The organism is Paraburkholderia sp. RL18-085-BIA-A (genome assembly GCF_046027075.1).
Lineage (GTDB): Bacteria > Pseudomonadota > Gammaproteobacteria > Burkholderiales > Burkholderiaceae > Paraburkholderia.
In genome coordinates this window covers 1-24,046 of the sequence record NZ_JARESU010000125.1, presented here as the reverse complement: position 1 = coordinate 24,046, position 24,046 = coordinate 1, and the positions used below count along the sequence as shown (strand labels likewise).

Here is a 24,046-nt window from a genome sequence, read left to right as displayed (position 1 = left end):
CGTTGCATTCAGGCTGCCGAGAATCGCCGAAGGAGCGCCGGCCGTCACGCGATTGAGCGTTGCGCCCGAACCGTTGTCGAAAGTGACGGTATTTCCCTTGCCGATCGAGAAACTGTTCCAGTCGATCACGCCACGAGTCGAGCCAGGCTGCGTGATGATGAGCGCATCGCCCTGGCCAGCGATGGTTCCCGCGCCGGCAGCGTATCGGCCGGCGTGCGGGAGGACGCCACCGGCAATCGCCGTGTGCACCAACGACAATCCAGCGAGAGAGATACCGATGAGGGGTGCGATGCGTCGCGACGGCTGTCGGCCGCATAGCGCGCGTAGTATCGGACGACTTAATGACGAAGGTGCCATACGTCCCCCTTGCGCGGAGGGTGGATGCCATCGGCATCGCAATCCAACCGGAGTCACGTGAAGCGTGGCTAACCCACAGTCGGAATACTAGCTCTCAGGGGCCCAAAAGGACATTGGGTTACCGTCGGCGCGAGTGTCCGCGCGCTTGAATTCCAGGCTGCGTGTCCACGGCGTCGAGGAGATGCTAGCGCAGCAGCGTACCGACCATCTGCCTGAACAAGGTGATCGCCTTCACTGCGGCTGCTTCGCCGATCCTCTCCGTCTCTTCGACGATCCTGGCGAGTCGTTCAAGATTCATAGCAAGACCTTCTGCGTAAGAGCCGCGCGCCACGTCGCCGAACCGGCGGATGTCGCCTACAAAACCCGACAAGGGGCAGCCCGCAATGCTTTTTCGATGGTGAGCATTAGCGATTGCCGTTCAGCGAGCACCGTAGTGCGTGTCCTGGAACAGATGCGGATGTTCGCGCGGTGGGGCGCGCCAGTACGACGGTGCTGCTGCGACACTAGCGCCCAACCGGGCCGCCGCATGCCAGCCCCAGCGCGGGTCGTAAAGGATGGCGCGCGCCATTGCGACGAAGTCGGCCTGGCCACTGGCGATGACTTCCTCGGCCTGTTGGGCCTCCGTGATCAAGCCCACGGCGATAGTCGTCACATGTGCTGCTTCGCGTATCGCCTGGGCGAACGGTGTCTGGTAGCCTGGGCCCACGGTAATCTTCTGCCGCGGCGAAATGCCCCCGGACGACGCTGTGATCCAGTCCACGCCACGCTGCCCGAGCGCGTGTGCGAACGCGATGGTCTGCTCCAGATCCCAGCCGCCCTCTATCCAGTCGGTGGCCGAGACCTTGACGCCCAGCGGCATCCCTTCGGGCAAGACGGCGCGCACGGCGTCATAAACTTCCAGTGGGAATCGCATGCGATTTTTCAGCGAGCCGCCGTACTCGTCGCGGCGCTGGTTCGCAATCGGAGAGAGGAATTGATGCAGCAGGTAGCCATGCGCGCCATGCAATTCCAGGCCGCCCACGCCCAGCCGCACGGCACGCCGCGCGGATGCCACGAAGGCATCGCGTATGCGCGCCATGCCGGCCCGGTCCAGCGCCAACGGCAGCATTTCGCCGTCGATCTGGGGCCGTGCCGACGGCGCATGCGTGCGCCATCCGCCATCCGCCGGCAAGATCTGCTGGCCGCCTTTCCACGGCACCTTGCTGGACGCCTTGCGCCCCGCGTGACCCAGTTGCAGGATCACGGCCGTCGACGAGTACTGGTGGATGGCGTCGATGACAGGCTTCAGCGCGGCTTCTGTGACGTCGTCCCACAAGCCGAGGTCACCCGGCGTGATGCGGCCATCCGGTTCCACGGCCGTCGCCTCGATGAACAGCAGTCCTGCGCCGGACGAGGCGAGGCCGCCATAGTGGATCAGATGCCAGGGTGTGGCGCGGCCTTCCTCGGCCACGTATTGGCACATGGGAGAAATCGCCACACGGTTAGACAGCTTCAGCTGGCGCAGCGCAGTAGACGCAAAGAGGGAGCTCATCATGTAGTCCACTTATGCCGTCAGCGCGTCGTTGCGATAGAGCGCATCGTCGGCACGCATGCGGGCGAGCGGCGCTGGCGTCAAGGGATGGGACAATTCGTCGGGACAGACTTCGATGGTGAATTGAAGATTGGACATATTCTCTTTTGGCCGAATTCAACATGTAGTAGCTTTATAGAAATGTCGTGTTCTAGCCATTTAGAAATGTCGTGTTTTGGCCTCGGTATGCTTGCCGGTTCCCTGCGGGACTATGGAGCCGGCCATGCATGCAGCTGCACTGGTGACATTGAACATGCGCGAACTCGACCGTCTGAAGGTCATCCAGGCCATTGTCGACATGGGCCTCAAGCCTGGTCGCGCGGCCGAACGCTTGGGCTTGACCGTACGTCAGGTTGAGCGCCTGGTGATCCGCTATCAGGAATCCGGTGCGGCGGGACTGGCCTCGCGCAGACGTGGCCGTTCCGGCAACCGGAAGCTGGACGAAGGACTCGCTCAGCAGGCGCTGGCGATCATTCGTGAACGCTACGCCGATTTTGGGCCGACGCTGGCCTGCGAGAAGCTTTGGGAATGCCACGGCATCCGGATGGCCAAGGAAACGGTCAGACGGCTGATGACGGACGCCGGTCTGTGGATACCACGCCGGCGGCGCCCGCCGAAGATCTACCAGCCGCGGGCGCGTCGTGCGTGTCTGGGCGAACTGATCCAGATCGATGGCAGCGATCACCGGTGGTTCGAGGAACGGGCGCCGGCCTGCACACTGCTGGTGTACGTTGACGATGCGACCAGCCGGCTGATGCATCTGCACTTCACGGCGAGCGAATCGACCTTCAGCTATTTCGAGGCGACGCGGGCGTACATCGAATGCCACGGCAAGCCTGGCGCGTTCTACAGCGACAAGGCGAGCGTGTTTCGCAGTGGCAAGGCCCATGAAACGGGAAGCAGCGTGACGCATTTCGGCCGGGCGATGTTCGAGCTGAACATCGACACGTTCTGCGCGAACAGCAGCTCAGCGAAGGGTCGCGTCGAGCGCGCCCACCTGACGCTGCAGGACCGGCTGGTGAAGGAATTGCGACTGCGCGGAATCAGCACGATCGTCGAAGCCAATGCGTATGCGCCGGCCTTCATGGCCGCCTACAACGCACGCTTCGCGAAACCGCCAAAGAGCGATTTCGACGCGCACCGGCCGCTGCGGGGTGACGAGAATCTCGACCTGCTGATGACGTGGCGCGAGACGCGACGTGTGACGAAATCGCTGACCATTCAGTACGACCGCGTGATGTACCTGCTGGATGACACGCCGGAGAACCGGAAACTGATCCACCGCTACATCGACGTGTGGGAGTACCCGGACGGGCGCATCGAGATCCGCGCAGATGGCCGGGTGCTGCCGTACAGGCAGTACGACCGGCTGGCCGAAATCGACCAGGGCGCGGTCGTTGAACATAAACGCCTGAGTCACGCGCTACAGGTCGCGCAGGCGATTCAGGCGCAACGCGACAACCGGCGCATCTCCGGCTCCCCCGCGCGCACGAATCAGGGACAACCGGTTCGGGCAACGGAACGCGCGCAGGGCACGAAGAAGCAGCGTGAATTCACCCAGGACGACATCAACGGCGTGATCACGGAATTGGCACAACGAAGGCAGCCGAACCAAACACGCAAACCTGGCCGTCGGTCTGCAGGATCTGTCTGAACGGACTGACACGCCCTGCCCGTTCACGCGCCGTCCTTCAACGCTACGTGAGATTCAGACCGTTAAAGACAGAGTCAAACTCAACGTCAAACCCCGACATTTCTAAATAGCTGCCGCTACGACATCTTGAAATGGCTATGACACAACAAAGACGCTGTGCTTAACGCAGATCGGGAGAGGGCTTCAGTTCCCTGCTGCCCCTCGAGGCGGTTTTCCCGCGGTTCATGCTAGTTGAGGGCATGCAATCGAGTCGCATGCGGGTGCGTTTCGGGTTATTGCTTCAGCGGCGAGAAGTCGGTTGGACGCATGATGCGCGACTCCATGCTCACGAAAATGTCGAGCGCTTTCACCTTGCGGCCGAATTCCTGCCAGCGGCTGTCCAAAGCCATCCGGTCGCGACGCTCGATGCGATCGTCGAGGCTCTTGTAGGCCCAAATATGCACGATCTGGCTGATATCGCCGATTTCAGTCGTAAAGAAGCCGATCAGCTGGCCGAGAAATTCCTGCTGAAGCGGAAGGCCTTCGCTCCTGTATAAAGCAAGCCAGTCGGCGCCGCGCAGCGGCCTGAACGTATAGGTGCGGATTTCGTAAAGCATCGGATCTCTCCATGAAGGCCGACTGGCCTTGGACTGGCTCGTCGGCGCACATTGGTTGACTCGCGCTCAGTGACTTGCTTGGGCAGCGCTGACTAGCACGATCTGTGCGACGACGCGCCCGCCTTTAACATGGATCGCATTCGCGATTCGACGGTAACCATCGATATGGCCATCGAGATAGAGCCCTCGAGCCAGTAAGCGCCGGAGCAATGCGTTATGCGGCGGCACTCGGCCGGGCAGATACCTCGCGGTACCATCGCTGAAACGCGGTGTGTTCGACTGGAATCGACATCTTCAGCGCGTTGGCGGCGAAGTCGGCCGTCACGAGCGTCGTGATGTCGGCCGCGGAGAAATCATCGCCGGCGACGAACTGGACAGTCTCGAGCCGCTCGTTGAAGTCGGCGAAGAAGTTGGCTACACGCTGTTTGCTTCGCGCGATCAATTCGGGAATCTGGTCATAGGCATGCGGACCTGACAGCGCACGACCTTTCAGTCCCGCGACTGCGTTACGCACGCCTTCCATGACCGGCGAGAATCCGTCCAGTTCCGCGCGACGTTCCCACATCGTGACGAGGGCCTTCGATCTGGCCGTGGTGCCCAGCAATGGGGTCTGCGGATACGCTTCTTCCAGATAACGCCAGATGGCGAGCACTTCGGCGATGACGGGGCCGTCGGCGAGGGCCAACGCCGGCACCTGGCTGCGCGGGTTGATTGCGCGGTAGGCATCGGAAAACTGTTCTTTTGCGCCCAGGTCGACAGGCTTAGTCGGAATGTCGATTCCCTTTTCCGCGATGAAGATGCGTACACGGCGCGCATTCGGAGAGCCCTTCGATTCGTACAGTGTGGGTGCAGCAGTTGTCATTTGAATTGTCCTTTCTGATGTTTCTTGAAAATATGGATGCCTAACAAATTACGCTTATCCGAGACATCGGAAACGGGCGTGAGTCGGGTTGGTCTAGAGTTTCGAGCCGCCGTCGACACGCAGCGTTTCACCGGTAATCCAGCGCGCTGCGTCCGAGGCGAGAAACGCAACCGCTCCGCCGATGTCATCAGGTTGCGCGACGCGTTTTAACGCTTGCATGCCGAGCGTGACCTCCCGTCCCGCGTCGGTCTTCGTGAAGTTCGACATGTCGGTTTCGACGACACCGGGCGCGACTGCATTCACGCGAATCTCGCGTTCACCAAGTGCCGATGCGAAATGCTTGACGAGTGTATCGACCGCACCCTTCGTAGCCGCGTAGGCGGGGAACTTGCCGACCGCGGCATGCGCCGCGAGCGACGAGAGCAGGACAACGCTGCTGCCCTTGCACATCACAGGCAATAACTGCTGCACGAGGAAATAGGGCGCACGCACATTCACGGCGAACAGGTCGTCGAAATCCTCGACGGTCGTTTCCTCGATGCTTGCAGCCTTTGAAATGCCGGCGTTAGCCACCAGAATGTCCAGACGATGGCCAACGACAGCGCGTACGCGTTCTGCGAGCCTATGCGGGCCGTCCGCGTTGCGCAGATCCGCGGCGATTTTCTGCGCGTTGCCGCTGGCCGCGCGGATTTCGGCGACGACAGCATCCGCCGCCTTTTCTCCGCTGCTGTAGTGAACGAGCACCTGTGCGCCTGCTTTCGCGAGCGCGAGCGCACTGGCGCGGCCGATGCCGCGTGAGGCGCCCGTGACGAGCGCGGTCTTTCCGGTGAGGTGGCTCATGACAGTTCTCCTGATCGCTGTGGGTTCGGCATCAGCCCGCCGTCTTGCCGCCATCGACGGTGATGACCTGGCCGGTCACGAAGGCCGCGCCATCGGACGCAAGGTAAAGCACGGCGCTGGCAATGTCATCCGGCTTACCGATGCGCGCCAGCGGAACGGAGGAAGCCAGCGCCGCCTTGCGCTCCGCGGTGCCGGTGAAGCGGTCGAGCATGCCGGTATCGGTCGGCCCCGGGGCAACTGCGTTGACACGCACGCCTGTGGCGGCGGCTTCCAGCGCAGCAGACTTGGTGAGGCCCTCGATCGCGTGCTTGCTGCCAGCGTAGACGGAGGCGTAGGCCGCCCCTTCGTGGCCGTAGGTCGATGAGATGTTGATGATGCTGCCGGCTTTCTGGGCGGTCATCACGCGCAATTCGTGCTTCAGGCTCAGCAACGTGCCCAGCACGTTGGTGTCGAAGGTCGCGGCGTAGCGCTCGGCGGTCTGGTTGATGATCAGTCCCGGCTGGCCCTCAGTGCCGGCATTGTTGACGGCCGCATCGAGACGGCTGAAACGGGCTACGGTCTGGTCGACCAGGTCGCGGACTTCGTCGTCGTGACGGACGTCGGCCTGGATGAATGCGGCTTCGGCGCCAAGCTGTCGGAGTTCGGCTTCGAGTGCCTTGCCTTCGGCCTGACGGCGGCCCGAAACGACCAGGCGAGCACCGTTCCTGGCAAAGGTCAATGCGGTGGCGCGACCGATGCCGGTCAGGGCGCCGGTGATGAGGATGACGGGTTTGCTCATGATTCAGGTCCTTTAAAGTATGACTTGACGTCCACGGGGTAACTGACCGGCGACACCGTCTCGATCGCTGGTAGCGCGCTCGATGACACGTCCATGGGAAAGAATCTAGGGACTGTGGCAAGATTGAAAAAGACTTTGTAGGCTGGTTGGCATACTTCACAGGCATGGGATCGGCAATGGAGCTGCGACATCTCCGGTATTTCATCGCTGTCGCCGAGACGGGTAGCCTGACGGAGGCAGCCGAACGGCGCCTACACACTTCGCAGCCGTCACTGAGTCGGCAGATTCGGGATTTGGAGGACCAGGTCGGGGTCGAGTTGCTGACCCGCAGCGCACGGGGCGTGGAGCTGACGCCGGCAGGCAAGGCATTCATCGATCACGCCCGACTGGCGCTGACCCAGGTGGAAGCTGCAGTCGAATCGGCACGAAGGGCGGCGCAACCTGCGAAGCAGCGCTTCTCGCTCGGCTTCCTCACCGGGCAGGAAATGACCTGGCTGCCCGAGGCCATGCGCATTTTGCGCGGCGAGTTGCCGAACATCGACGTCATCGTGTCCAGCGACTATTCGCCGAATCTCGCCGAAGGACTCGCGCGCGGCAAGCTGGATCTGGCGTTCCTGCGTGCCGAACCAGACTTCAATCTCGCCTACCAGGTCGTGGGACGGGAGCCGCTCGTGGTGCTCATGCCGAGTGACCATCCGCTGACGTCCCGCGCTGCAATCCTTCCACAAGATCTCGTTGGGGAGCCTTTCATCGCGATGGCCGACAAGGCCAGGGTGCTGCGCGCGGTGATTGACGACTACCTGGATCGCTCAGGAATCCAGATCACGTCAGCGCAGAGCGTAGACAACCCCGCGGTAGTCATGTCTCTTGTTGCGTCGACGCGAGGCGTGACGCTGATCCCGGCTTATGTCGAAAACCTGATGCCTTGGTCGGTCGTTAGCCGTCCGCTCGCAGGCGCGGCGCCGACGATCGACCTGGTTATCGGCTACAGGAGGGAAAATACCTCTCCGATCCTGAAGCTGTTCCTCTCGCGAGTGGATGAGCTGATCGCAGGCGTCGCGAAGAGACTGTCGTGATCCTGCCAAAGTCGATGACATTCGGCGCTAAAGCCCAAACAGACTGTTAGGGTAGCAGCGCGTCCAGCAAGGGCACGAAGCGTCTGCGTGCTGCTGTTCCATGCGCAGAAAAACCGATCCTGTTCGACAGCGACTGCTTCGCCCCTTCCGATTTCTCGCTTGACAAAGTAACAGACCTGTTCCTAGTATTCATGATACTGACAGGTTAGTCACTTTATTGGATGATAGCCCCGCGAGTGATAGACGCAGAGACCCTCTCGGGCTGTCCACGGACATCGCCAATGTCGACGTGGATGCCACCCGACCGGGGTAACAGAGACCGTGCTCAACACACGCCTCGATCATTCGATGCGCCCTGATGGCTACGAGCGCGGCATCGCCATCTGGCGCATCGGCAGCGGGGAAGACATCGCGCTCCCGCTGGAAACCATCACCGTAAAACTGGAGTTGACTCATGAATCAGTTGAACGAGCGCTATCTGGAGGATTTTGCAGTGGGGCAGGCGTTTGGTTCAGGACGGCTGCGCATCGACGGGGAACGGGCCCTCTCGTTCGCTGCCGAGTTCGATCCGCAGCCTTTCCACCTCGATGAGGCAGAGGCGCGCCGCTCGATTTTCGGTGGACTGGCCGCCAGCGGCTGGCACACCGCCGCTGTGACGATGCGGTTGCTGATCGAGACCGAACTCAAGCCGGCTGGCGGCTTCGTCGGCGCTGGTCTCGATGAGTGCCGCTGGCCCCGGCCAGTACGCCACGGTGACGAGTTGCGGGTCGAGCGCGAGGTGATTGAGGTGCGACCGTCAAAGTCGCGTCCAGAGCAGGGCATGATCAAGCTCCGAACGACCACGCTGAACCAGGACGACGAGGCCGTGCTGGTGTACGTCGTGAACATGGTCGTGCTGCGCCGGAAATAGCATTCGTGTCGATGCCGCAAAGCGGAATCGCCGGAGAAGAATGCGCATGACGGAAGTGGCACTGCCTTCGTGTCCGCATGCTCCGCATTCGAAACCAGCTCCCGGTGTTCGCGGCAACGTATCCGACCGTGTCGCCACAAGCGACAACCGCCTTGGGATAGAGGTGAACATGGACATCGGTTTCATCGGCTTAGGTGTCATGGGACAGCCCATGGCGCTCAATCTGGCCCGCGCAGGCACACAACTCATCGTCTGGAATCGCTCCGCTGACCGATGCGAGTCTTTGCGAGCGGCGGGCGCGACCGTCGCGACGAATCCTGCCGAGATATTTAAACGGAGCCGCGTCGTATTCCTGATGCTGGTCGACGGCGACGTAATCGACGCCGTCCTCGGCCGCGGCACGTCACAGTTCAGCGCGAACGTTGCGCATCACACGATCGTCCACATGGGGACGACCTCGCCCGACTACTCACGCGGACTCGAAGCCGATATTCGCAATGCCGGTGGCAGCTACGTGGAAGCGCCAGTCTCGGGCTCGCGCAAACCGGCCGAGACGGGCCAGCTCGTGGCGATGCTGGCGGGTGAAGACGCGGCCATCGAAAGCGTCCGCCCTCTACTCGAACCAATGTGCCATCAAACGATTGTGTGCGGCCCGGTTCCGAGCGGGCTTCTCATGAAGCTCGCGGTGAACCTGTTTCTGATGACCACGGTCACCGGCCTTGCAGAAGCGGTTCATTTTGCCGAGCGGCATGGTCTGGACATGCAGCAGTTCCGCGCCATCGTGGATGCCGGTCAGATGGCGAGTGACATCTCACGCGTGAAAATTCTCAAGCTGGTGACGCGTGACTTCGATGTTCAAGGGTCGATCACCAATGTGCTGAAAGTCAATCGATTGATTGCGGAAGCGGCCAGGGAAGCCGGGGTCGCCTCGCCGCTGCTGGATGTCTGCTATGCGCTATTCGGCGAGACGTTGGCGTTGGGACACGGACAGTCCGACATCGCGGCCGTCGTCCACGCACTCGAGGCAAGAACCGATTCCGGCAAATGATCGCGTTCGACTAGGCCAACAACTTCATGGCGGCATCAATGAGGTCGCCCCTCAGATCACCCGATTCCGCTATCAAACCGGTGACGTACGCGCCGTTGATCAGCAGCGCTAGCTGAGACGCGGTACGGTTGGGATCACCGACGCCCAGCCTGGCAACGATCGTTGCGAGCCTCGCCCGCATTAACTCCTTGTTGTCTCGGGCGATAACCCGGCCGGGATGGTTGTCGTCGGGAAACTCCGTCATCAGGTTAAGAAAGGGGCAGCCACGAAAGGCAGGCTGCGCAATCCGCTTCGCGATTCCAGATAGCAGCGCGTCCAGCAAGGCGCGCGGGTCCTCAGCATGCTTCTCTTCGACGTCATCCCACCACGCCCAGAACAACCGGTCTTTCTCGGCGGCGAAAGCAGAGATCAACGCGTCCTTGGAGTCGAAAACGCGATAGAGGCTCGTCTTCGACACCCCGGATCGTTCGACGACCGTGTCGACGCCGATGGCACGGATGCCCTCGCGGTAGAACAGATCGCTTGCCGCCGCAAGGATACGCTCGCGCGCGCTCACTTCGCCTTTTGGCGGGGCTCCCCGCCGAGGTCGGGCTCCTGCCTTCATATCTGCAAACTCCTTTGATCTGGATTTTCTGGTTGACAAAGTAACAGATCTGTACCTAGTATAAAAGTAACGTACAGGTCTGTTACTTTATAGGATATGACAATGCGTGTGATCGAAGCGGAAACCTTTTCGGGCTATGACGGGTTGCGGCAGATCGAATTTCCCAAGCCGCAACCGGCGAAGGACCGGGTGCTGATTCGCGTGACGGCCGCCGGCGTCACGCCGCTCGAATACACGGTCCTTTCGGGTGGACACCCTCGAGCCAAGGCGCCGCTGGTGCTCGGTAATGAGGGCGTCGGTGTCATCGAGGACGCAGGCGACTCCGGGTTCGAGGTGGGAAGCCGCGTGATGTTCACGGGACCCTACGGCGTCGGTGAGAATGGCACGTGGCAGGAATGGCTGCTGGTGAGGCCGGAACATCTGGCGTTGCCGGACGCGATCGGGGACGTCGTCGCGGCCAGCATTCCGGTGGCTTATCTAACGGCACAGATCAGCCTCGCCGAGGCCGGGTTCAAGCCGGGCATGACGGTGCTGGCTCCGGGAATCGGCGGGTCGGTCGGCAACGCGACCTATCAGCTCGCGCGCGCGCAGGGCGCCGGCAAGGTGATCTCCACGGCGGGCAGCGCGGCGAAAGCCGCGAGAGCGCGCGAACTTGGTTTCGCGGACGTGATCGACCTCAGCACAGAAGGTCTCGCCGACGGCGTTCGTCGGATCACGGCCGGCAAGGGCGTCGATATCGTCATCGAGAGCATCGGCAACGCTGTGATGAGTGAGGCGTTGAGCAGCCTGGCTCACGGCGGTGTCCTGATCACGTTGGGCTACTCCGCTGGCCGCAGAACCACCATCGATGTCACGGACCTGATCTGGAAGCGCGCGCGGATAGCCGGCTTCTCTCTTTTCGCCCAGTCACCGGCCACGATCGCCAAGGCGTGGCAGGACATCATCCCGTTAGTCGTAAGCGGATCAGTCAAGCCGATCGTCGAGCGGGTCTACCCCCTCGCCGAAGCAGGCGAAGCCCTGCGTCACCTCATCGAGGATCGGCCGTTTGGCAAAGTCATTTTAACGATGTGACCGACATGACAAGCGGATCTTCACAGCTTCCAAGCGCGCCTGTTCCATAGGTGCGATCCCTGCGCTTTGGCCGAAGCAGGTCAGGCGATGAGCGGACGAGGTCTCCTCGACGCGATGCAACCATGCGGAGGTCGTTATGTTGAACTGGCAGGTGGGCTCGGTGAAGATCACATGCGTGGCCGAGATGCTGTTTTCCTTCCCGCACGATCCGGAGGGCTTCTTCCTGCGGGACGCGACTCCGGAGGCGCTGAAGGCCAGCCCCTGGCTCTATCCGCACTTCGTCAACGAGGATGGTTCGCTCAACGTGTCCGTTCACGCCCTGCTAGTGGAGGCGCCGGGGCTGAGGCTGATGGTCGACACGTGCATCGGCAACGACAAGCCGCGCCATCTGGTTGGCGGAAACGCCCTCGCGACGCCGTTCCTGCAACACCTGGCGGATGCGGGTTGGACCCGCGACAGTGTCGACGCCGTGGTTTGCACTCACCTGCATGTAGACCACGTGGGCTGGAACACTATGTTGGTCGACGGCAAGTGGGTTCCGACCTTCCCCAAGGCACGCTATCTGATTGGCAAGCGCGAATTCGAGCATTGGAGCAACGAGGGCGACGAGGAGCAGCAGGCGATCATGGGAGACAGCGTGCGGCCGATCTTCGACGCTGGCCTGGCCGAACTGGTGGAGATGGACCACCGCGTCTCGCCTGAGGTCCGCCTGAGGCCAACCCCTGGCCACACGCCGGGCCATGTCAGCGTGGTGATCAGATCGGAAGGGCAGAGCGCGGTGATCACCGGCGACATTGCCCACCATCCCTGTCAAATGGCGCACCCCGATTGGACCACGAGCCTCGACAGCGACACCCAGGCCGCGACGACCACCCGCGCGAAGATGTTCGCCGAATGGGCCGACCAGCCGATCCTGGTCATCGGCACCCACTATGCCGCGCCGACGGCTGGACATGTGAAGCGCGACGGGGCGGCATTCCGGTTCGAGGTATAGCGCCGGACGGCCAAGGAGATGATCGACTGACCTGCCGGCGTTGGTTGGTACGTGCAAACCCCCCCGAATGCGGCCGCGCATGGGCGCTCGGCTATTTTTTTGGCAGCTGGCCGCCAGCCCAGAGGCGCTGCCCACCGCAATTAGCAATCAACGGAGTCGTTGCTATGGATAAGTTGCAGGGAAAGGTGGCCGTCATCACCGGCGGCTCGTCGGGGATAGGCCTCGCCGCCGCGAAGCTCTTCGTCGCCGAGGGCGCTTACGTCTTTATCACCGGCCGTCGCCAGAAGGAACTCGACGAAGCCGTGAGGGCCATTGGGGGCAATGTGACTGGCATCCATGGAGACGTCGCCAATCTGGATGACCTGGATCGTCTCTATGAGAACGTCAACGCGACAGGGCGAAGAATCGACATCGTCTTCGCCAACGCTGGCATCGCTGAGTTCGCCGCCTTGGGCAATATTACTGAAGCGCATTTCGACAAACTGTTCAATACCAACGTGAAGGGCGTGCTCTTCACTGTCCAAAAGGCTCTGCCGTTCCTGAACAACGGCGGATCGATCATTCTCACGGGCTCCGTCGCGAGCACCAAAGGGACGCCTGCCTTCTGGGTATACGGCGCGACCAAGGCCGCCATCCGCAATTTCGTACGGGGATGGACTGTGGAGTTGAAGGACCGTGGCATTCGTTCAAACGTCCTTAGCCCGGGGCCAATTGATACCCCGGCCATTGGTCAGCAGCCTCCGGACGCTATCGCGAGGATTTTGTCTACCATCCCGATGGGACGCATGGGGAACGCCGACGAAGTTGCCAAAGCTGCTCTGTTTCTCGCTTCGGATGACTCGAGTTTCGTCACGGGCACCGAACTCTTCGTGGACGGGGGCAGAGCGCAGATCTGAGCGTCAATTGATTCGCGCCGAAGGACGCCGCCTTGTTCGCTGAAGATAGGGTTGCCGAGCTTCCGTATCCGGCGGCGCCGCGGCATGCAGTGGCAATACACGACATTCCGCAACCCGATGCCCTATCAGGCATGCCCGGGCGCCGCGTCCAACCAGGCGTCCATCGAAGAGGAGTTTCATCATGAAAGGTATTGTGCTCACCGCATATGGCGAACCTGCAACGGGACTTGAATTCCGTGAGTTGCCCGAACCCGCCAGTCCGGGCGCTGGCCAGGTGATGGTCGCGGTCGACTATGCACCGATCAACTTCAGCGACATTCTCGTCGCGCGGGGCTTGTACCCGCTGCATCCCGAGTTGCCATCGGTTATCGGCAACGAGGGTGTGGGACGCGTGCTGGAGGTTGGTGCCGGAGTCAGCAAGGTCAGGGTCGGCGACCGCGTGACTCTCCCGGTGGGCAGCTTTACCTGGCGCGAGCGGATGGTCGTCAACGCGGACGGCATAGTCGCGCTTCCCATCGATGCCGACCCTCATCAGTTGGCAATGCTTGCTATCAATCCGCCCACCGCGCATCTGCTGCTCGAGACGTACGTGCACCTTCAGTCGGATGACTGGATTGCAATCAACGCGGCCAACTCGGCCATAGCGCGCTGGATAGTCGGCATCGCCAGGCAAAAAGGTGTCAAGACTCTCGGACTGGTGCGCCGCGCAGAGGCTGTGAATGCCGCACAAGAAGCGGGATGCGATCTGGTCTTGCTGGACGATGATGACGCGCCGACGAAGATGACAGAGGCGCTGGGCGGAAAGCGAGTGCAGCTTGCGCTGGATGCTGTCAGTGGCGAGGCTGCAGGCCGTCTGGCCAAGCTGCTGGGCCGTCGTGGCACACTAGTGTCGTACGCTGCCCCGAGCTTTGCGGCCCTGGCAGTTAGCCCTTTCGATGTCATCTTCAGTGACCTGACCATTCGTGGCTTTTCACTAGGCAATCCAGACTTTGCCGGACAGATTCCCGGCGCCATCATGCAGGCAGCAAAGATGGTGGCTTCGGGCGAAATTGCCATTCCAGTGGCCGCGACGTATCGGCTTGAGGAAATCGGCGCCGCAATCGCCCATCAGGCGAGAGGGGGAAAAGTTCTTCTTAAAGTTGGGGACTAGTACGACATCCCGTAACTCATCCTCGATGCAAATAGGATCGCATAGCAGCGCTCATGCCGTTTTTGCATCTGTCAGCCAAAAGTTCGATACCGACTGAGCGCCGCGTCGAACATGAGCGCGAGCCCTACCGCGATGCCCCACATTGAGTGCGTCATATCATCCTTAGTAGTTGTTCCCGACTTACGGTAGGCAATGACGTGGTCGAGAAATCGCACCTTCACACTCCGGCGCTTCGAGGAAGCGCCTTGCTCCCGCTAGTCAAATTCATGAACTGAATGGCGAGACGATGGTTAACCCGGTCGCTTCTTTAGTTCATCAATAAGCGCCTGTGTGATGAATGCAGAGCGCGTCATGTGGCGCTCTTTTGCCCTTGCGTCGACTTGCTGTAGAAGGCTCTCAAGCAGGTTGAATTGAATACCCACGGCTTTTGAGGTAACCCGCGCCAGATCGATGTCGACAAATACCCAGATTCCGTTGCCATCGTCCAACTGGAGCGCCTGCAATTCCGACGTATTGCAGGTAGGGGCCGGGATGAGTTGCTCGCTGCGGTCGTACATCGCCTCCACAGTTGCCTGGGCATTGTGCATCAGTTCGTCAAACGAACCGCCACTTGCGTCTGCGGTGGGGAAGTCGGGGAAGCTGGCGCGAAAGCCCGTATCGCCATTCCGGTGGACATACAGCGGATATTGCATGACCTGCTCCTTGAAGTTGCACGCCGACAGACGCTCGTTGTGCAACGCCACCCCCCCGTGATGTTCAATGTACAACCTACGGCTGACCATATCTGCAAGCATGGTTCATTAGACGCTTCGCGTGCGAATACACAATGAATTTCTTGTGTCATGACAACGCCATTTGGAAGAAGAATCGAAGTACATATGCAAAGCGGGAGTTACTCAAATGACGGGCCGTGCTCCGACTGGATCTGCGTGCGCCCGGGTCCCTTTGGGCGCGCGAAAGAAAAGTAGCAAACCTGAGCTCGCGTTCACTCCGACGGACGATGCTGTTGGGGAATTTGCGCTTACTCAACCGGGACAGGCATTCCGTCGGTTGTGGCATGGCGGCGATCTTAGCAACCGGGGAGGCCGGCCACGGGGAGCTGATGAGGCCTTCGATACGGAACCAGATGTCGAACATATCCTTCGATGTAGACACTGGATCGACGTGAAATTCGAATCGTCGATATTAGAGCGTTCGCTTCTCGATCACATGACGCTGCGAGCCAGATGCCATCATCAGCGATGCGCAATCGAGAGTTGAGGCTCTTTCACTACAAAAGGCCTACACTGGAGACGAGACGAATTTCCGGAGCAATGTCATGGTCGACGCCACCCCCCAAAGCACCTTTCGCGGCCTCCCTTTGACTCCCGGACAAGACGCCGAAGTCCGACACTACATAAAGAAGAAAGAACAGCAGGGCGCACCGTGGGACACACCGGAGTTGGCGGCTATGCTTCGGGACATGCTGGAACCCCCGGGGGACGATGACGGCGAACCTGGCGCTACCGTCGACGAAACGAAAGCGGCCACAGAGCGTGCGACCGCTTCCGTCGACGAGGCAATGGACCCTATTGAGGCCAGCGAAGAACGGAACGCTGCCATGGAAACCGAGGGCATGAGGGGGCCCAGGCGTTGAGTTTTGGGAGATGCGGGCGGAAAGCAGGGCGGGTACTGTCCGGCAATCGCCGATCGTGGATCCACACAGGTCGCGTTGTGCCGTGCCTTGGATGAAACTGAGCGCCAGCGATAAGGGTGTGCGGCACTTCGCGTCCGCGATGCGTGCGCGAATCTGGTTCCGCTTGCCAGCCTCGGCTATCCGGCTTCCTCGGCTGTGTTTTGAATAGCCAGGCCGCCTATCGTTATACCGTGCGCTGGGCACCCGCAATGGTGGTGTTGCAGCCCGAGAGAAGCCGGGAATCGGCGGTCAGAAGCCGAGCGATGAGTCGCCTTGAATCTTCTTCTTTGACAGGATACCGGTACCAGCAAGCGCTCGAAAGCAGGAACATGTGTGAGCGCCGTTCGTCGAACGATTTTGACACTCGCGAATGTTTGTGAGCGACATAGCTGTGGCCGCCCCTGTCGTTGACAAACAAGCGGCGCTTCGCCGGTATGGCCGTGCCTGCCGGGCGCTGGATTATTGCGGCCGTGGGTGACGAACGTGCGTCCGAGTTGCCCACGCTCCGAAGAGTGCCCAGACACGGCTGCGCCAAGGTTTCCGCAACGTTTCCACATTCGCATCGCTCGCCGTTGCATTCTGTTCCGGTGCGACAGTGGCGCCATGTTCGGTTGCCTTCGCTCCCACTTCTCTCCGTTTCCTGTTTTCCGCTATTTCTTCCGTGTCCACCTGATCATCAATCATGCTGCTCTCCCATTTTCATAGAAATCGGTCCGAGCACTGGCTTTTTGGCTGTGTCGGGTACGGTGCTGGGACTGCTCGTCGAATCGTCTTTCGAGTTCATGAATTGCTGTGAGCCTTGCGCCGACTGACTGTGTCAAGCAAGTGACTCATTTTGCCGCTGCGTCGACCGCTGCAGCGGGATCTGCGGCGAGGTGGTGTGTAGACCGATGGCCCTCAAGACACTGCGGGTCAAGTGGATGCCGACAAGTACCCGATACCGGTCACCGCGTCAGGCGGAAGAAGCGCGGAATCACGAAACCGTGCCCGCTGAGAAAGACCCAGCGCGCTTGATCGACGCCAGCAATTCTGCGAGGCCGTTCGGCAATCGTCGTCAATGGCAACACCCCGGCAACGCTGCCGTAACCGCACTATGGGTGATAGTGGCGTGCTGATCGCCGTCAGAGCAAAAGGAACAATGTCGCCTCTCTTTCGCAGATGGGCCGGGGCGTTCAGCGAGACCTGGAACGGGCAGGTCCGGAAGCAATTCCGGCACATAGCCTCAACTTAGGAAATTGAATACCTGTTCTGCGGCCCCCCGACATACCGCTCCTTCGCGAGTTCGAGGATCTTTTCGCGAACCTGGTCGAAGGAACCGAGTATCGACCGCTCGTCGGATCCCACGTCAGCTTGCAGACGTCTTAGCACGGCCGCGTCGACCAGAAAGGTGATTTCGCGGGAGTTGTCGTACCCCCAGAAACACACACAATGGCGGGAGGCATCGTAGCTACGGCTGGGATTGGGGAATTGAAGCGCCACGATCAGCTCGTAACGCCTATGGCCGGGTAGCGCCACTTGCTAGCGTTGGAATCGATGGCTGCGAAACTGGCACGTCTCTTTTCCGCTCGCACAGCATCCGCTGTGTCGAGTACGTGAGCCCGCGTCCTACGCTCGATGGAATAAGCGGTCTCGCTGCTAGCTGTGACCGAGGCAGGTTTGGTTGGCGATGGCATGATGGTGTCCAGAGGAGGAGGTCGCTCAAAGGCGACCAGTCACCTTACTGTATACCCTTTGGGTGGCACCGCCGTCCTTTCTTACCGGAACCCCGGAGTGCGAGCAATGAGGACACCACGAAAGCTTGCGTGTGGGATTGGCCGACGAATGTCCGCGACCAATGGGCGGAGTCAAGCGGTGAACGCATTAGTTGCTGGAATCGTTCGGCTCGCATTTCGTGGTTCAGGGCGATTCCTGGACCGGTTTGGCCAGTTTCCGCCATTCTCGACTGTCCGCTATCGAGCCGACATTGATGCGGGAAAACGATTCTGGCTAGGCCGCGCTTTGTGCACTAGACATCATGTATGGACCTGCCGCACCTCAAGGTACGCGGATTAAGCTTGAGGTGGGTTACGCCGCGGCTCAGAGCCGCCATTGAGGGGGCAGGTCATGAACAAGTTTAGCAAGTACGTGGGCCTGGATGTACATCAGGAAACGATTGCCGTGGCGGTCGCCGACACGGCCGGCGAGGTGCGGTATATGGGCGAGATCGTGAACACGCCGGAGGCCATCACGAAGCTGGTCGCACAGCTCAAGCGGAGCACGGGACGGCTGGCGTTCTGCTATGAAGCCGGCCCGTGCGGCTACACAATCTGCCGGCAACTGCGTGAGTTGAAGCAGGACTGTCAGGTCATCGCGCCGTCACTGATTCCGAAGAAGCCGGGCGAGCGCGTGAAGACCGACCGGCGCGATGCCCTAAGCCTGGCGCGCCTGCATCGCGCCGACGAGTTGAGCCCCGTGTGGATTCCAGATGAGGCCCAGGAGGCACTGCGCGATCTGACCCGTGCGCGTGAGGACATGAAGCATCTGCAGCGCCAGGCCAAGCAACGGCTGTTGTCGTTCCTGTCGCGCCATGGCCATCGCTACAACGGCCGCTCCAGGTGGACGCAAGCGCACTGGCGCTGGCTGGAAGGCATCAAGTTCGCCCGGCCTGAGCAACAGATCGTGCTGCAGGAATATATCGACACGGTGCAGGCCTGTAGCCGGCGCGTGGCCAGCCTCGACCGCGAAGTCGAGACAGCCGCGCGCGCCAGCCCGGTTTGGCCGGTAATCGAGGCGTTGATGGCGCTGCGCGGCATCAGTCTGCTCGCGGCGGTGACGGTGGTCGCGGAACTCGGTGATCTCGCACGGTTTGCCAACGCGCCCCAACTGATGGCTTATCTGGGCCTGGTGCCCAGCGAACACTCCAGCGGCAAGCGCGAGCGCCGCGGTGGCATCACCAAGACCGGCAACGGCCATGTCCGGCGGGTACTCATCGAAGCAGCGTGGACCTATCGTCATGCCGCACGAAAGACCGCGATCCTGCAGCGGCGCGCCGAGCGTACACCGCCGGAGGTCCAGGAGATCGCCTGGTCGGCGCAAAAGCGGCTGTGTCAACGCTTTCGAAACCTGATGGCACGCGGCAAGCTCAAGAACCAGGTCTGTACCGCCATTGCGCGCGAGCTCGTCGGCTTTATCTGGGCTATCGGGCAACACGTCATCCCCCTCAGTCGAGCTTAGCCGGCATGAGAGGATCGAGCATGCAACAGGATGTTTGGGCCAGGACCAGGCAACGGTGGGAGAACCCTCGTGGTAACACTAGGAGGCAACTGGAAACAGCACAACCCTCGAAACTAGATTGAGGCAGCTCCCCGACGCTTCGTTTGTCATGCGGTAACCAACCCGCGCATATCAGAATGATCAACCGTCGGATAACCGCCTCGTCCTGGCCCAAACACCCTGTTGGTAACGACCGTCAGAGAGACGGTCTCGCATGGTCGTGAGCGCGCAAGCGCCGCCCTCACGACCAATGCTTAGCATGGAAAACCGACGTCGCGTCAAGGGTCCGCTACGCCGGGCTGAAGCCCGCCCTTGACCCGTCAACCTTCGGGAAACCGCGCTTTGGCACTTGACACGGTCCATACATATCAGTGTTTTGCATACAGAGTAGGCGGCCTCGCTTCCACAAGCCGCTCTTGGGCGGTGCTCATCGAGCCTATCGCCGAGCGCCACCGGCTCCGATCGGCAGTCGTCATTCGCGACGGCTGAGCAGCCATTGAAAGCGGCCCACGCCCAGTAACTGGAACTAAACACGCGGTCACGCGCAGAGGCTGCACAGATCTAGCATTATCATTTGGGGCCGGGAAGAGCGACCGACGTACGGGCCAGCGCATAACCAAACCGTTGGAGATACTGGTATGAACGGTAAAGCTCTCGTTACCAGCGTACTGCTACTGGTTGGATTATTCTGCGCCGCGTCGCCTGCATTTTCTCAGTCATCTCCCCCGACGTCCGAGACAGCAAAACAAACCGAAGCGCTGGTCGACAAAGCCGCGGCGTTGATCGGAAGTAAAGGCAAGGTCGCGTTTTCCGAGTTCAGAATCAAAGGCAGCGAGTGGTTCCACGGCGACACCTATCTGTTCGTTTACGATCTGAAGGAAAATGTCTTGTTGAATCCGGCCTTCCCTGCCCGTGAGGGAACCAACGTCCGCGGTCAGAAAGATACCAACGGCAAGCCGTTTCATGACGCCATGATCCAGACGGTTGAAACGAAGGGATCGGGCTGGGTTGACTATATGTTCCTGAGACCGGGGCAGAGTCAGCCATCGCATAAATGGACCTATGTGAAGGCAGTCAGGATCGACGGAGTTCCAGGCCTGGTGGGTTCGGGCTTCTATTCGGAGTAGGTTCTGGCTAGCCTCGGTTGATCGCCGCGCGACCATGGCAGAACCCATTTTGGCAACTGGTGTTGAGCGACAGCTTTCGGCCTTCGAATTCCACAGCTGGTAATTCCGCTTTGGGTCGCGTGCCGCCGAATGCCGTCACGCAGACCGGCCACAAAACGACACCCACAATTTTAGAAACGCGGCTGGATCATGCGGAAACCGGTGCGCGACTGCGTTCGGAATCGGACACGCGGTGTCTTGTTTCCCGCGCTACACGCTGTTGCGTTCCGCATCCAGCGGCTCGACATCTTATCCGGCGCTCCTTAGCGAAGTGCAGCCGCTACCGCCTCGTCAATCTGCAGCGCGAAGCGCGCTTCAACATCGGGCACTGTGTAGCCAAGTGTAAGTTCCAGATGCGCGTCGCCTAGCACCAACTGAACGAATGTCGCTGCCCGCAATGCAGCGGTCACTTCGTCAAATCGCTTTCGCAGAATTGTTGCGGCGAAGGCACGCACGACCTTTGCACCATTTTCGTAAAACACTTGGCCGAGTTCCGGAAAACGCGCGGCCTCAGCAACGACGGCCCGATAAAGCCCCAGAGTATCCGGCGTAATAAGGCTTCGTGCCAGCAGCCATCCCAGCTCGCGCAACTCGACTTCGGGTGCGCCATCGGATTGCTCGCCCTGAGCGCTGGCAAGCAGCGCGCCCACCTGAGCGCACATCGCGCTCACCAGCCCAACGAAGAGCGCCTCCTTCGACTTGAAGTGGCGGTAGACCGTCTGTTTGCCGACGCCGGCGGCCGAGGCGACATCGTCCATCGTTGCCAGACCGAAACCCTCGCGTAAGAAAACGGTTTTCGCGCCGTCGAGGATTGCAGACCGCTTGCGGCATTGCAGCGGGCTCAGGCTGGGGAGAGAGGATGTGTTCATGCCCGATTAATAACAGATCGTCGAGCAGTTGACAAGACTGGCCAGTCTCGTTTAGATTTGCCGAAACGAGACCGATAAGTCTCGTTCGTGTGACTTATCAACATCGCAGTCAATCATTGGAGAACGCTTTGAAACTGTTCATTACAGGTGGTACTGGCTTCATCGGGCAAGCGGTCGCGCGCAAGGCGATCAGCCTCGGTCATCAGGTAACGGCGCTGGTGCGCCAGGACAGCTCGGCGGCCGCCAGCGCGCTGGCACGTCTCGGTGTGAAACTGCATTGCGGCGACCTGCGTGAGCCACAGTCTTTCGCTGCGACTGCCGGTGCCGCTGATGGCGTGGTGCACGCCGCGTCGACCAACGATGCTTCCGCCGCTGCTGCCGATGAGGCCGCGACTGTAGCGATGCTTTCGCATTTGCATCCGGGCGCGGCGTTTGTCTATACGTCGGGCACCTGGGTCTACGGCAATACGGAGGGGGGGCCCGCGACTGAAGCATCGGCGCTGAACCCGACACCACTAATCGGCTGGCGGCCTGCAGTGGAGCAACATGTGCAGGCGCTAGCAGCAAGCCGCTCGATTGCCTCAGTGATCCTCAGGCCGGCGATGGTGCACGGCTACGGCGGCGGCATCTTCGGCATGCTTGCCGGCATGGCCCGTCAGACCGGCAGTGTGAGGGTCGTCGGCGATGGTCGCAACCACTGGCCTGCCGTTCACGTCGATGATCTCGCCACGGCGTACCTGAGCGCGGTGGAGCTGGCGGCAGGCGGGGACGGTCGAGTCACGGGACAGATCTTCAACGTGGTCGCGGAAGACGCCGTTGCGGTTGCCGAAATGGGTGAAGCGATTCGGGCGTCGGTCGGCGCCGATCGCGTCCAATTCTGGCCGCTCGACGATGCTCGCAAATCACTTGGACCGTTCGCTGACGCACTGGCGCTCGACCAGACAGTAAGCGGCCAGCATGCCCGGCGAGTTCTTGCGTGGAAGCCCCATGGCCCCGGCCTGATTGCGGACCTCTCCGCACAAAAGCACTTTCAGCAAATCAACGGAGCATGACCATGGCGTGGAACAGTGCATCTTTCGAATCGATTCTCGCGATGATCGTAGCGGTTCTGTTCGCGGTTGCTGGGGTGGTCAATCTCACAGGACGCGGCGCGGTGAAGCGCGACTTCGCGCGCTGGGGTTACCCGGCATGGTTTCATTTGCTCTGTGGCGCTCTTGAGCTGTTGTGTGCGGCACTTCTTTTTGGACAACAAACGAGAGTCCTGGGCCTAACGCTGGCCGGTGCGATCCTGGTCGCCGTGCTCTTCACGTTGCTACGAAACCGGGAGCCGTTCCGGCATCTCGCCCCTGCGCTGATCTTCTCGGCTCTCATTGTGGCTACTGTGGCGCTCCGCGGTTGAGGCTTGCTCGCCACCAGGCGAGTGAGCCCGGGACGCTAACAGGCCGCGCGGGCAATCCGTGCTGCAGGTACTTGAAATACGCACACGGATAGCGGCATTGGAGCAACTCCAACTTCATCACGTGCGTCATGCGTCCGCTTTTTGCTGCGATGGCTGGGCGCTCCGGATCGCCTGCCACAGATCACCGCTTTACGTGCCACGGGAAACGGTCCCTCATGCATGGGGCCGCGGGCGGCCACGAGGCAACATTCAGTCAATCGCTCCAAAGCAGACATAGGGATGATTTGCAGACCATTCTCCGATATGCTGCTTTATGTATTTCATTTAATGGACTCGGCAGAAGTCAAAAATGGCGCGGCTATCTAATCTAATTCAATATATCTCTGGTTCTAGCTGCCGGGTTAACCGGCAGTCGTCGAAGTTAGGGCGCAAAACGGTCGCCCTATATCAAAGTTAGGCCGACATCCGAACATGCGAGAGGAGAATTATGAGTAAAGTATTCGTCAACATTGGACTTAGCCTCGATGGCTACATGGCACCGGAAGGAATGACCATGGAGAATTGGGACAAGCCTGAGTACAAGAACTGGGGCGCTAAGTGGGGTGCGCTGATGGCCTGGATCCTCAATCAACAGTACTTCCGCGAGAACCTCAAGCTCGGACCAGGGGGAGAGACCGGCCCGGTCAATGACCTGCTTCGCAGCACCACGGAGCGCATCGGTGCCAACATTATGGGCAAGCGAATGTTCGACCAAGGCGAGCGCGCCTGGCCAGAGGAGGCTCCGTTTCACACACCAGCATACGTTCTTACCCATGAGAAACGCGAACCCTGGGTGCGCCCGGGTGGGACGACCTTCTACTTCATCAATGACGGGCCGGAGCGTGCCTTTGAGCTGGCTCGGGAATCCGCAGGCAGTCGTGATATTCGTATCGCGGGCGGAGCCGATGTGATCCAGCAGTACCTGACCATGGGTGTCGTTGATGAGCTGGAAATCGCCTTGTCACCCGTGTTGTTCGGCGGTGGGCGGCGTCTCTTCGAGAACCTGCGCGAGCCTGGGCCGCAGTTTCGCATTGACAAGGTTCTTGATGGTCCAGCTGCCACACACTTGCGCTATGTGCGTCAGTGATGGCGGCCTGACAATCGGTTGCAGCGGACGGTCCGCTGCGCGGCCCGCCGCTGAACCGGAGCGTTGAATGTCTGCTTCCCAATTGTTGAATTGACCGCTGTGGGTCCGCCAACGGTCGGCTCTCGTCAGCAGTAACGAGCTTGGGTGTATAGG

25 protein-coding genes are annotated in these 24,046 nt (G+C 60.7%); 14 read left to right on the top strand and 11 right to left on the bottom strand.

Annotated elements, in window-relative coordinates:
• From P0D89_RS41725 to P0D89_RS41715, 3 genes are all read right to left on the bottom strand, one after another.
• Window positions 1-357, bottom strand: a 357-nt coding sequence (locus tag P0D89_RS41725; RefSeq protein WP_408367768.1) for a filamentous hemagglutinin N-terminal domain-containing protein, incomplete at its 3' end; no start/stop codon positions are given.
• Between the two features lie 418 nt (window positions 358-775).
• A complete protein-coding gene (locus P0D89_RS41720) occupies window positions 776-1,888 on the bottom strand; it encodes an NADH:flavin oxidoreductase/NADH oxidase (protein ID WP_408367766.1) in 1,113 nt (370 codons plus the stop codon).
• 12 nt (window positions 1,889-1,900) lie between these two features.
• Window positions 1,901-2,026, bottom strand: coding sequence for a hypothetical protein (locus P0D89_RS41715; protein ID WP_408367764.1), 126 nt, complete (start codon window positions 2,024-2,026; stop codon window positions 1,901-1,903).
• Between the two features lie 124 nt (window positions 2,027-2,150).
• Here P0D89_RS41715 and P0D89_RS41710 point away from each other — a divergent pair, with 124 nt between their 5' ends.
• Window positions 2,151-3,581, top strand: coding sequence for an ISNCY family transposase (locus P0D89_RS41710; protein ID WP_408367762.1), 1,431 nt, complete (start codon window positions 2,151-2,153; stop codon window positions 3,579-3,581).
• Between the two features lie 272 nt (window positions 3,582-3,853).
• On the opposite strand, the gene P0D89_RS41705 is transcribed toward P0D89_RS41710, so the two are convergent.
• From P0D89_RS41705 to P0D89_RS41690, 4 genes are all read right to left on the bottom strand, one after another.
• Window positions 3,854-4,177 (bottom strand): NIPSNAP family protein, encoded by a 324-nt coding sequence (locus tag P0D89_RS41705; RefSeq protein ID WP_408367760.1) that lies wholly within the window; start codon window positions 4,175-4,177, stop codon window positions 3,854-3,856.
• A 214-nt stretch (window positions 4,178-4,391) separates the two neighbouring features.
• On the bottom strand, window positions 4,392-5,039 hold the full coding sequence (locus P0D89_RS41700) for a glutathione S-transferase family protein (protein ID WP_408367758.1): 648 nt from the start codon (window positions 5,037-5,039) through the stop codon (window positions 4,392-4,394).
• 93 nt (window positions 5,040-5,132) lie between these two features.
• Complete coding sequence (locus P0D89_RS41695) at window positions 5,133-5,879, bottom strand: SDR family NAD(P)-dependent oxidoreductase (RefSeq protein WP_408367756.1); 747 nt, start codon at window positions 5,877-5,879, stop codon at window positions 5,133-5,135.
• Between the two features lie 31 nt (window positions 5,880-5,910).
• On the bottom strand, window positions 5,911-6,657 hold the full coding sequence (locus P0D89_RS41690) for an SDR family NAD(P)-dependent oxidoreductase (protein ID WP_408378465.1): 747 nt from the start codon (window positions 6,655-6,657) through the stop codon (window positions 5,911-5,913).
• A gap of 176 nt (window positions 6,658-6,833) precedes the next feature.
• Here P0D89_RS41690 and P0D89_RS41685 point away from each other — a divergent pair, with 176 nt between their 5' ends.
• The 3 genes from P0D89_RS41685 (at window position 6,834) to P0D89_RS41675 (ending at window position 9,691) form a co-directional block, all read left to right on the top strand.
• Entirely contained in the window at window positions 6,834-7,733 is a 900-nt protein-coding gene (locus P0D89_RS41685; RefSeq protein ID WP_408367770.1) for a LysR family transcriptional regulator, read from the top strand.
• A gap of 454 nt (window positions 7,734-8,187) precedes the next feature.
• Complete coding sequence (locus P0D89_RS41680; protein WP_408378463.1) at window positions 8,188-8,643, top strand: MaoC family dehydratase; 456 nt, start codon at window positions 8,188-8,190, stop codon at window positions 8,641-8,643.
• A gap of 169 nt (window positions 8,644-8,812) precedes the next feature.
• Entirely contained in the window at window positions 8,813-9,691 is an 879-nt protein-coding gene (locus P0D89_RS41675; protein WP_408367750.1) for an NAD(P)-dependent oxidoreductase, read from the top strand.
• A gap of 10 nt (window positions 9,692-9,701) precedes the next feature.
• Here P0D89_RS41675 and P0D89_RS41670 read toward each other — a convergent pair whose 3' ends face one another.
• On the bottom strand, window positions 9,702-10,295 hold the full coding sequence (locus tag P0D89_RS41670; protein WP_408367748.1) for a TetR/AcrR family transcriptional regulator: 594 nt from the start codon (window positions 10,293-10,295) through the stop codon (window positions 9,702-9,704).
• Window positions 10,296-10,403: 108 nt separating this feature from the next.
• On the opposite strand from P0D89_RS41670, the gene P0D89_RS41665 reads away from it, so the two are divergent.
• From P0D89_RS41665 to P0D89_RS41650, 4 genes are all read left to right on the top strand, one after another.
• A complete protein-coding gene (locus P0D89_RS41665; protein WP_408367746.1) occupies window positions 10,404-11,366 on the top strand; it encodes a quinone oxidoreductase family protein in 963 nt (320 codons plus the stop codon).
• Between the two features lie 136 nt (window positions 11,367-11,502).
• Window positions 11,503-12,360, top strand: coding sequence for an MBL fold metallo-hydrolase (locus P0D89_RS41660; protein WP_408367744.1), 858 nt, complete (start codon window positions 11,503-11,505; stop codon window positions 12,358-12,360).
• A 164-nt stretch (window positions 12,361-12,524) separates the two neighbouring features.
• The gene (locus P0D89_RS41655) at window positions 12,525-13,256 is read left to right on the top strand and encodes an SDR family oxidoreductase (RefSeq protein ID WP_408367742.1); all 732 of its coding nucleotides are present in this window, start codon (window positions 12,525-12,527) and stop codon (window positions 13,254-13,256) included.
• Between the two features lie 181 nt (window positions 13,257-13,437).
• Window positions 13,438-14,406: a zinc-dependent alcohol dehydrogenase family protein gene (locus tag P0D89_RS41650; RefSeq protein WP_408367740.1), complete on the top strand. Its 969-nt coding sequence runs from the start codon at window positions 13,438-13,440 to the stop codon at window positions 14,404-14,406.
• Window positions 14,407-14,696: 290 nt separating this feature from the next.
• Here the strand turns inward: P0D89_RS41650 and P0D89_RS41645 are convergent, their stop codons facing one another.
• Window positions 14,697-15,098: a type II toxin-antitoxin system HicB family antitoxin gene (locus tag P0D89_RS41645; RefSeq protein ID WP_408367738.1), complete on the bottom strand. Its 402-nt coding sequence runs from the start codon at window positions 15,096-15,098 to the stop codon at window positions 14,697-14,699.
• Between the two features lie 626 nt (window positions 15,099-15,724).
• Between P0D89_RS41645 and P0D89_RS41640 the strand changes: the two genes are divergently transcribed.
• A complete protein-coding gene (locus P0D89_RS41640) occupies window positions 15,725-16,042 on the top strand; it encodes a hypothetical protein (RefSeq protein WP_408367736.1) in 318 nt (105 codons plus the stop codon).
• A gap of 1,266 nt (window positions 16,043-17,308) precedes the next feature.
• Here P0D89_RS41640 and P0D89_RS41635 read toward each other — a convergent pair.
• Complete coding sequence (locus P0D89_RS41635) at window positions 17,309-17,560, bottom strand: DUF1488 family protein (RefSeq protein WP_408367734.1); 252 nt, start codon at window positions 17,558-17,560, stop codon at window positions 17,309-17,311.
• A 624-nt stretch (window positions 17,561-18,184) separates the two neighbouring features.
• Between P0D89_RS41635 and P0D89_RS41630 the strand changes: the two genes are divergently transcribed.
• The gene (locus P0D89_RS41630) at window positions 18,185-19,294 is read left to right on the top strand and encodes an IS110 family RNA-guided transposase (protein ID WP_408364218.1); all 1,110 of its coding nucleotides are present in this window, start codon (window positions 18,185-18,187) and stop codon (window positions 19,292-19,294) included.
• 677 nt (window positions 19,295-19,971) lie between these two features.
• The gene (locus P0D89_RS41625) at window positions 19,972-20,460 is read left to right on the top strand and encodes a cache domain-containing protein (RefSeq protein WP_408367732.1); all 489 of its coding nucleotides are present in this window, start codon (window positions 19,972-19,974) and stop codon (window positions 20,458-20,460) included.
• A gap of 302 nt (window positions 20,461-20,762) precedes the next feature.
• Here the strand turns inward: P0D89_RS41625 and P0D89_RS41620 are convergent, their stop codons facing one another.
• Window positions 20,763-21,368, bottom strand: coding sequence for a TetR/AcrR family transcriptional regulator (locus P0D89_RS41620; protein WP_408367730.1), 606 nt, complete (start codon window positions 21,366-21,368; stop codon window positions 20,763-20,765).
• 128 nt (window positions 21,369-21,496) lie between these two features.
• Between P0D89_RS41620 and P0D89_RS41615 the strand changes: the two genes are divergently transcribed.
• The 3 genes from P0D89_RS41615 to P0D89_RS41605 all read left to right on the top strand — a co-directional run bounded on the left by P0D89_RS41615 (window position 21,497) and on the right by P0D89_RS41605 (window position 23,893).
• Window positions 21,497-22,420 (top strand): NAD-dependent epimerase/dehydratase family protein, encoded by a 924-nt coding sequence (locus P0D89_RS41615; RefSeq protein WP_408367728.1) that lies wholly within the window; start codon window positions 21,497-21,499, stop codon window positions 22,418-22,420.
• A 2-nt stretch (window positions 22,421-22,422) separates the two neighbouring features.
• The gene (locus P0D89_RS41610; RefSeq protein WP_408367726.1) at window positions 22,423-22,767 is read left to right on the top strand and encodes a DoxX family protein; all 345 of its coding nucleotides are present in this window, start codon (window positions 22,423-22,425) and stop codon (window positions 22,765-22,767) included.
• Window positions 22,768-23,254: 487 nt separating this feature from the next.
• Complete coding sequence (locus P0D89_RS41605) at window positions 23,255-23,893, top strand: dihydrofolate reductase family protein (protein WP_408367724.1); 639 nt, start codon at window positions 23,255-23,257, stop codon at window positions 23,891-23,893.
• Window positions 23,894-24,046: the final 153 nt, after the last annotated feature.